The organism is Proteus sp. fly-1089 (assembly GCF_040138965.1).
Lineage (GTDB): Bacteria > Pseudomonadota > Gammaproteobacteria > Enterobacterales > Enterobacteriaceae > Proteus > Proteus vulgaris_B.
The window spans coordinates 1108247-1118008 of record NZ_JBEETS010000001.1 but is presented as its reverse complement, the minus strand read 5'-3'; the positions used below and the strand labels follow the sequence as shown (position 1 = coordinate 1118008).

At 37.5% G+C, this 9762-nt stretch carries 6 protein-coding genes; 2 read left to right on the top strand and 4 right to left on the bottom strand.

Annotated features, from left to right (window positions below; all coding sequences use genetic code 11):
- Positions 1 to 362 precede the first annotated feature (362 nt).
- Positions 363 to 1829, top strand: coding sequence for a dipeptide/tripeptide permease DtpA (gene dtpA / locus ABN080_RS05210; protein WP_349440534.1), 1467 nt, complete (start codon positions 363 to 365; stop codon positions 1827 to 1829).
- Between the two features lie 160 nt (positions 1830 to 1989).
- On the opposite strand, the gene ABN080_RS05205 is transcribed toward dtpA, so the two are convergent.
- Positions 1990 to 3363 (bottom strand): MFS transporter, encoded by a 1374-nt coding sequence (locus tag ABN080_RS05205; RefSeq protein ID WP_072068439.1) that lies wholly within the window; start codon positions 3361 to 3363, stop codon positions 1990 to 1992.
- 770 nt (positions 3364 to 4133) lie between these two features.
- On the opposite strand from ABN080_RS05205, the gene ABN080_RS05200 reads away from it, so the two are divergent.
- On the top strand, positions 4134 to 4355 hold the full coding sequence (locus ABN080_RS05200; protein WP_196554057.1) for a hypothetical protein: 222 nt from the start codon (positions 4134 to 4136) through the stop codon (positions 4353 to 4355).
- A gap of 83 nt (positions 4356 to 4438) precedes the next feature.
- Here the strand turns inward: ABN080_RS05200 and mgtE are convergent, their stop codons facing one another.
- From mgtE to ppk1, 3 genes are all read right to left on the bottom strand, one after another.
- On the bottom strand, positions 4439 to 5902 hold the full coding sequence (gene mgtE, locus ABN080_RS05195) for a magnesium transporter (RefSeq protein WP_072068437.1): 1464 nt from the start codon (positions 5900 to 5902) through the stop codon (positions 4439 to 4441).
- Between the two features lie 232 nt (positions 5903 to 6134).
- On the bottom strand, positions 6135 to 7667 hold the full coding sequence (gene ppx / locus ABN080_RS05190; protein WP_072068436.1) for an exopolyphosphatase: 1533 nt from the start codon (positions 7665 to 7667) through the stop codon (positions 6135 to 6137).
- Positions 7668 to 7671: 4 nt separating this feature from the next.
- Entirely contained in the window at positions 7672 to 9753 is a 2082-nt protein-coding gene (gene ppk1, locus ABN080_RS05185; protein WP_072068435.1) for a polyphosphate kinase 1, read from the bottom strand.
- Between the last annotated feature and the right edge of the window lie 9 nt (positions 9754 to 9762).

The following is a 9762-nucleotide window of genomic DNA, read 5'->3' as shown; positions in this document are numbered from 1 at the left end:
GCCATTATTTATTAAAAAACAGACAAACAATAGCGTGGCTTAATTGTTTATATAGGGATAATTAAGTAGAAAATAATTTATTGATAATCAGTAAGTTATTTTGCTTGATGTTTTTTTGAACGCATAACTATTTTGTACAAATGCCTGTAACTATGATAAAACGCAATAGTTAGTTATAATTCTTAGATAATTATGCTTTCCAGTGATAGAATGCCAACCTTGTTTTTCTCTGTGTTTGAACTCTTTTCAAAGAATAACAATCCAGTATGAAATTCACCGAGCTTTAACTCTGTCTTAAAATAATCATTTTTGTAAAAATTAGCCTAAATATAAAGGCGTAATAAAATAATTAGAGGTTTTTAGTGTCAACTGCAAACACACCTGACGATGGACAAAAACCGAGCCTGAATGCATTTAAACAGCCTCGCGCATTTTATCTCATCTTCTCAATCGAATTATGGGAACGTTTTGGCTATTACGGTCTGCAAGGGATCATGGCCGTTTACCTGGTTAAAATGCTGGGCATGGGTGAGGCGGAAGCAATCACCGTTTTTGCTGCATTTACCGCATTGGTTTATGGTTTTGTTGCTATCGGTGGATGGCTTGGGGATAAAGTTCTTGGTACTAAAAGGGTTATTATCCTTGGGGCAATCGTACTGGCAATTGGTTATGCAATGGTGGCTTTCTCAGATCACGATAAAGATGTGATTTATTGGGGACTTGCAACCATTGCTGTAGGTAATGGTTTATTTAAAGCAAATCCATCCTCATTACTTGCAACCTGTTATGAGAAAAACGATCCACAATTAGACGGTGCATTTACCATGTACTATATGTCTATCAACGTAGGTTCGTTCTTATCTATGCTAGCAACACCATGGTTAGCAGCTAATTATGGTTGGGATGTAGCATTTGCATTAAGTGTTGTAGGTATGCTGATCACCTTAGCAAACTTTATGGTTTGTCGAGGATGGATCAAAGATAAAGGCTCTAAACCTGATTTTGAACCGCTTAATTATTTAAAATTGTTATTAACGCTGGTGGGGATCGTTGCTTTAACGGCAGTATCGACTTGGTTATTACATAATAATGAAGTGGCAAGTTGGTCTTTAGCCGTGATCTCATTAGGTATCATCCTTATTTTTGCGCGTGAAACCTTTATGATGAAAGGGGTTGCTCGCCGTAAGATGATTGTGGCATTTTTACTGATGGTTGAAGCAGTGGTCTTCTTTGTTCTTTACGATCAAATGCCAACATCTTTAAACTTCTTTGCGATCCATAACGTTGAACATTCTCTGTTAGGTTTCAGTGTTCAACCAGAACAGTTTCAATCACTTAATCCATTCTGGATCATGTTAGCGAGCCCATTATTAGCAGCAGTATATAACTTTATGGGCGATAAATTACCTATGCCTTATAAGTTCACTGTTGGAATGTTCTTAAGTGCAACAGCATTTTTAGTGTTACCACTGGGTGCAAGCATGGCAAATGAAGCAGGGATTGTCTCTTCATGGTGGTTAGTCGCAAGTTATGGTTTCCAAAGTATTGGTGAGTTAATGATTTCAGGGCTTGGCCTTGCAATGGTTGCTCAACTTGTACCACAGCGTCTAATGGGCTTTATCATGGGTGCTTGGTTCTTAACTTCGGCAGCTGCTGCAATTATTGCAGGTAAAGTGGCAAGTTTAATGGCGGTACCAGAAGATGTTCAAAGCGCACATGCCTCATTAGAAATCTACAGCAGTGTCTTCCTACAAATCGGTATTGTGACTGGTGTTATTGCAATCTTAATGCTTTTAACTGCACCAATGCTGAGCAAAATGACACAGTAATGTGTCGCATTAAAAAGAAAGCTGAAGAAAATAGAGGATGCCACAAGGCATCCTTTTTTGTGTTGAGGATTACCTAATTCAGAAAAATTGCCGCCATAAAAAATACCGCCCTAATAAGGGCGGTATTGTATAAGGGGACATTTATAACATTGATAAAGACTTAACCAACCACTTTATCAATTTGTAATGCAACGTCTTTTTCATGGGTAGCTGGCTTTACCGCAGTCCAACCTTTATAAGCCAAAGGTAAGAATGCGACAGCAATTGCTAAGAATGAGACTCCTGCGACATAATAGGCGCCCGCCATAGCTGTTTTTTCTAACCATGCACCTGTTAACATTGGAGTTAATCCACCAAACACGGCATAAGCCATATTATAAGCAAAAGACAATCCTGAAAAACGAATCGATGGTGGAAATGCTCTTGTACTAACAATTGGTGTTGTTGCAATCGCACCAACGAAAAAGCCCATCAATCCATAATTAAATGCCAACTGAAAACCTGACATTGCTGTATCTAAATTGCCATAGAAATGGAATGCAGTAACAATCAAACCACCCCATGATAATGTCATTGAAACACGTGTTCCTAATTTGTCGCCAATCCAGCCCCAGAAGATACAACCTAAAGTTAAGGTTAATGTTGCAACACAGTTCGCTTCCAATGAGGTGGTTCTATCAATTTTGTAAATTCCTTCAACAATTACACTAGGTGTCATCAATATGGTGACAACAATGGCTGTTGATAAAGACCAAGTTAATGCAGCCGTAATTAAACACGCTTGTTTATGGTTTTTAATAACAGAAATTACAGGCATTTCTTGTGCTAAGGCTTTTTTTGCGGCCATCTCTTTAAAGATTGGAGTTTCTTGCAAGAATCGACGCAAGTAAACAGAGATTAAGCCAAATATTCCGCCTAAAATAAAGGGAATACGCCAAGCAAAATCATTAACTTCTTGAGCGCTATAACTGCGCTGAACGATAATTGCGACGATCGATCCTAATAAAATACCGCCAGTAATACCTGATGTTAATGTTCCAACACCTAAGCCATAACGTTGTTTTGGTGTATGTTCTGCAATAAATACCCAAGCACCTGGCATTTCGCCACCGATAGCAGCACCTTGCATGATACGCATTAATAACAACAATAATGGGGCTGCGACCCCAATGCTGGCATAAGTGGGTAATAAACCAATAATTAATGTTGGAACAGCCATTAAAAAAATACTTAAAGTAAACATGCGCTTACGGCCAATAATATCGCCGTAGTGTGCCATAATAATGCCCCCCAAAGGGCGAGCGAGATAACCGGCAGCAAAAATACCTAATGTCTGCATCTGTGCAATAAAGGCGTTATCACCGGGAAAGAACAAATGGCTCAATGTTTTCGTAAAGAACACGAAGATCACGAAATCATAGAACTCCAAAGTTCCTCCTAGTGAGGATAAACCCAACGTTTTATAATCGTTGCGATTTAATGGTCTTGCCGTAGGTTGACTCAACGGCTGAGTGGAGTGTGATTGTGATGTCATAATAACAACCTATAATAATCATCGTGATGAAATAAATAACTAATAAAGTCACAAATACATTCTTTTAGGATCAGCAAATAAAATAGGGTGGAAATAAATAACATTAAGTGGTTATTTATAGGCTATTTACGTGAGAAAGAATAATGTTGTGATGATGGTTTAAGTTATAACAGGAAGCTCTTAATGATGTAAATAGGTTAAAATAAAACAATCAAATAGACTTGAAAGCTAACAATTATCAAGTTTAATATCTATAATTTATCTATATCGCAATATCTTATATCAATAAATAGGAAATGCCATATATAATATAAAAATATTACATATTGTTTTTTATGAGGTGAATTTTAATATTTTTAAATAAAAACGAGGTGATATTGAATATATTTATTATGCTTTAAATAAACGATTAAATAATAAAATCGATATGAGTTTAATTTATTATTTTTTGTAAAAAAAGTTATTATTAGATAATTAATAAAGCTATTCGTATTAATAGTGAAAGATATGATCTGATAGGAAATAGATTATTAGTATATTCTACTGTATGTTAAATTTGGCTTTTGTGGGTGTTGGTTTCAATAAATTAATAATTATTGGAATTAAATGCCAATTAATTTTGTAATCATAATCATATTTTTGTGTTTTTATGCATAATGTGATTTTTTTGAGCGACTTCTTAAATGAAAAATAAAAACAAAAATAAGCATCAAAAAAGTTATTTTTGGTTATAATTACAACAGTAAGTCAATTGAACTGTCGGAGGATTTATGGTCTCTATCTCTATGAGTGCTATTCTCTTAGCTGCAATTGTTCTGTTTGCCTCACTTTCTGTCGTTGCATTAGGTGGTGGTTTAGCGTTAAAAACCATTCTAAATAACACCAAATACAGTGATAATTATGCTCTGAGTGCTTCTGTTAAAAAAACCTTTATCACATCGCTGATCATCGTATTACTACTCATTTACTATTACCTTTCAACAACGGCTTAATTATTTATTGTTGGTTACTCAAAAAAACGCCACTGTATTTTATTAACAGTGGCGTTAGTGTAATGGTTTATTATTGCGTTATTTTAAACTAAGAAAATGGTGGCTAAACCTAAGAATATAAAGAAACCACCAGTATCTGTAATGGCGGTTATCATCACACTAGAACCAATGGCGGGATCTTTACCTAATTTAATCATGGTCATCGGGATTAATACACCCATCATGGCGGCCATTAAGAGATTAAGCACCATTGCCATCGTCATAACTGCGCCCATAGCAAGGTCACCATAGAGGAAGAAGGTGACAATACCCATTATCCCTCCCCAAACAATACCGTTGATAAAGGCGACACCAAGCTCTCTTAAAATTAAGAATGAGAAGCTTCCAGTTTGAATTTGGTGCAGTGCTAAGGCACGTACAATCATTGTAATAGTTTGATTACCTGTGTTACCCCCAATACCAGCAACAATTGGCATTAGTGTGGCGAGGGCAACTAATTGTGAAATAGTATCTTCAAAGACACCGATAACACGGGAGGCAACGAAAGCAGTACATAAGTTGATAGCAAGCCAAGTCCAACGTGTTTTAACAGCTTGTCCAACTGGAGCGAAAACGTCTTCTTCTGGGCTCAAGCCCCCCATACGACGAATGTTGGTATCGCTCTCTTCATGCATGTTATCAACAATATCTTCAACGGTTAATCGCCCCATAAGAAGGCCATTGCTATCAACTACAGCTGCTGAAATTAAGTCATAACGTTCGAACGCGCCCGCAGCATCTTCGCCTTTTTCTTCTGGCATAAAACTGACGGTATCTGTTTTCATCACATCTGAGACAAGTTTGTCAGGAGATTGCGTTAAAACAGTGGTTAATGGAAGTTCGCCCAAAAGATGATTTTTATTATCAATAACGAAAATTTTATCCGTTGCTTCCGGAATAGAGCCTCGTTGGCGCAGATAGCGTTGTACGGTTTTTAACGTTACATTGCCTCGCACAGTGACGAACTCAAAGTCCATCATTTGACCAACGCTGTCTTTTGGATATTGCAGGACTTCTCTTATCCTATTACGCAGGCTTGGTTCTAAATAGGTAAGAAGGCGACGCATTGTATCGCGGGGTAAGTGCTCTGCAATGTAGGCTTGCTCATCCACATGTAATGTGGCGACCGATCGTAATAATTCACGGTCGGTCATATCTTTAATTAAACTGTCCCAAACGGCGACAGACGCTTCGACTAAAACAGCACCACGTTCATTATTATCAACCAAATGCCACAATGCGAGACGTTCGTCATAGGGAAGGGCTTCAAGAATATCTGCAATATCTGCCGCGTGTAGATCTTGTAGTAATTCTCGAACAGTGGTGATTTTTTCATGAAGTTCATGGTGGCTCAGCCTATCATTTTCACTTGCTTCCCCTAAAACGGTTTCAACAAAATGATCATCTTCAAGAAAGATACTCAAAATTTGCTGACGCAGGAGTGCCACTTTTTGTGAATACGGATTGATGGCAGCCGCAGTATCATTGTTGATAGCTGGTTGAGACATGTTATTCCTTTTTAATTCTTACGAGGGAGATAACCATTAACACTAATTATTCCATTTTAGGATGATTATCGGTTTTCTCCGTATAAAAAATATGAATCTTGAACAATATTGCGTTGATGATGTTCATATTATGGTCACAAATCAAACCTATGTTGTTATGTGATAGTTGTTGTATGATAGATGCAACAAAAGACGCATTGGCTAGCGTCTTTTTCTGTATAATATCATATTGTTAAGCAGATTCCTCTTTTATATCCAGTTTCCAGCCAGGAACTGACTGCCAATGCTCTTGTTCTTTTTCTAAATCCAATTCCATCAATGTGTTATCGGAAAGATATTTTTTAGGAAAATAAAGAGTCCAGTGATTTTCATCAGTAACTAAACGCAAAGATGCTGGTTTTGTCGTTGATTGTCGCTGATTATTAAGTAAAGTTGCTAACCTCAGTATTTGTACAAGTGGGAAATACTGTTTCTTTTTATAAAGATTAAATTTAGGTAGTTCATCCAGCTTAATCCCTTTTCGGTGATAGCGAACTAAGGTTGTTAATAATAGCTGTTGTTCTTGATTAAAACCGGGCAAATCTGTATTTGAAAGAATATAGGCAGAATGACGGTGCAATCCACTTAAATTAATGCTTAATCCGACTTCATGTAACATGACTGCCCAAACTAAAATAGCTTCTAGATCAGGGCGAACGAGTTTAGGATTTTGTTGTGCCCATTGTTCGTAAAGGGATTGCATGGTTTCAAGCACGCGCTTTGCTTGTTCTCTATCAATATTATAGTGTTCGGCAAGGCTTTTTGCTGTACGTTGGCGAATATCTTGATGGCGAAATCTACCTTCCATTTCATAAAGCACACCTTCACGTAGCGCACCATCAGATAGATGTAATGCTTTTAATCCTAAAGAATCAAAAATGCCACATAAAATCGCTAAACCCGGTACAAAAACATGTTTACGCTCATCGGATAATCCCGGCAATGAGATATCTTTAAATTTCTTAAAGCGTAACACTTGCTTTGTTAACATAAGTAGACGTTCGGGGGTGATAACACCGTCTTTTTCGCCAAACTCAACTAAGATCTCATGAGCCGCTTTAATTGTACCCGATGCGCCTAAAGCCACATCCCATCCGGTCATTTTATATTGCCATGCAATTTTTTCCATTTTACGTGCTGCTTTTTCTCGCGCTTTACGAAAAGCAGATTCGCTGATTTTTTGCTCAGGAAAAAATTGACGACTAAAACTAACACAACCCATGCGCTGGCTTTCAATTAAGATCGGCTCAAAATTTTCACCAATAACCAATTCTGTTGAGCCACCACCAATATCAATAACGAGCTTTCGACCTTTTTCCGATTGTGTATGTTCAACGCCCATAAAGATAAGCCGGGCTTCTTCATGTCCAGAAATAATTTCGATAGGGTAAGGGATAACTTCTTTTGCTCGTTGGAGAAAGACTTTAGCGTTAGTAGCAACACGTAATGTATGTGTGCCAACGACGGTAACATTTTCGGCAGGAAAGCCCTGTAACCTTTCAGCAAAAAGAGAAAGGGCGGAAAGTCCGCGTAACATAGACTCTTCGCTTAATTCATTATTATCGTCAAGGCCATCAGCGAGATAAACACGCTGTTTTAAGCGACTTAACACTTGCAATGCGCCATTAACAACGCGCGCAATTATCATATGAAAACTATTAGAACCGAGGTCAATAGCTGCAATTTCTAAAGGGCGTGGTGAAGAGTCATCTTGTGATAAAGGCATAAAGTTACGCTCGTTCCCCTGGTTGTTCTAACAATTTAATGTACTCATAGACAGCAAGCTGGGAACGAATTTTACGTTTATTTCCACGAGGAACATAGCTATTTGTTAAATCTTTATCAATAAAACGCGCTTTAACGGTGTCATTAAATTGAATATCTAATATATCAAGAACACGCTGTTTTAGTTGAGGATCAAGCAAAGCCACTGCAACTTCAATACGATAGTCAAGATTTCGCGTCATCCAGTCGGCAGAAGATAAGAAGATTTTTTCATCACCTTTATTAGTAAAGACATAAACACGATCATGTTCTAAAAAACGATCAACGATACTGGTGACTTGAATATTCTCACTAAATCCTGGCTGATTAGGGACTAAAGAGCACATGCCTCGCACTAAAAGTCGGACTTTGACTCCCGCTTCTGATGCGTCATAAAGACGATTAACTAACTCTTCATCGACTAAATTATTCACTTTTAATGTAATCCCTGCGGGATGCCCAGCTTGAGCACTGTGAATTTCATTAGTAATTAGTTGGTTTAAAAGAGTTCGCGAATTTTGAGGTGAAACCATCAAATGTTCAAAAGTAACAGGGCGATAAGGGTTTTCAATAAAGCTAAAAACACGACGTACTTCATTGGTAATTTCAGTATTCGCAGTTAAGAGCGAATAGTCAGTATAAAGGCGCGCCGTTTTTTCGTTAAAATTCCCAGTACCAATATGGGCATAGCGAATAATTTCGCCATCTTCTAAGCGAGAAATAATAAATAATTTCGCATGAATTTTTAAACCTGGCGCAGAGAATATAACGTGAACACCAGCTTCTGTTAGGCGTTTTGCCCAATGAATATTGGCCGCTTCATCAAAACGAGCTTGTAATTCTACAACCACAGTGACTCGTTTACCGTTGTGTGCAGCATGGATCATGGAGTCTATAATTCGAGAGTCTTTTGCAACACGGTAAATATTGATTTTAATTGAAATAACGCTTGGATCAAAAGAGGCTTGGCGCAACAATTCCAGCACATGTTCAAAAGTATGATAAGGATAATAAAGTAAGACATCTCGCTCCCTAATGGCATCAAAACCATTACGGAAATTATCAAACCAAATATGGCGTAACCGCGGGATAGGCTTATTTAATAGAAATTTGCTACCTTCATTTGGAAAGTTAATAAAGTCTTTAAAATTATGATAACGCCCTCCTGCAATAACGGAGTCGTTATTTGATAAACCTAATTTACTGCGCAGTAATGCCACCATCTCATCTGGCATATCACGTTGATAAACAAAACGCACAGGCTCTGCGGTAAGGCGTTGTTTTAAGGTTGAGGACATCATTTCAAGTAAACTTGATTCCATTTCTGTCGCAAGATCGTACTCCGCATCTCGCGTCATTTTCATAGAATAAGCATTCAATGAGTCATAATCAAAAAAACCTTTAAAAACTTCATCAAGGCAGTAACGTAAAATATTATCCAATAAAATCATGGATTTTTTCTTACTACGCCCTTGATCAGTTGGCAAAATAACAAAACGAGGAACTTTATCTGATGGAATTTCTAATAAGGCGTAATGAATAGTTTGCCCTTGTGCAATTTCAACGGCCAAATAGGTATAGTCATCTTTAAGAAACTCAACCAAATTGGTTTCAGGATTAATTAAAATGGGCGTAATGTGTTTTCTTAAGTTTTGACGAAAATATTGGCGTAACCAGATTTGTTGATTAGGTGATATTTGACGTTCATTGATTAAGAAGATTTGATTTCGTGCCATTTCAAGCAATAAATCGTTATATAAAGCATCAAATTCTTGGTCAGCCTTAGCCACTTTTGATTGAATTTTTTTGATAAGATGGCGAGCATGACTTGAAGCAGAGCGAGAGCCTCGCTCTTCATTAATTAAGATACGGCGTTTAACATCAGCAAAACGGACTTTATAGAACTCATCAAGATTATTTGAATAGATCCCCAGAAACCTGACTCTTTCAATTAACGGGTTTCGTTTGTCAGCCGCTTCTTGTAATACACGTTCATTAAACGCAAGCCAACTGATCTCTTTATCAATATAGAGTCGTTCCTGGGACATCTGAACTCC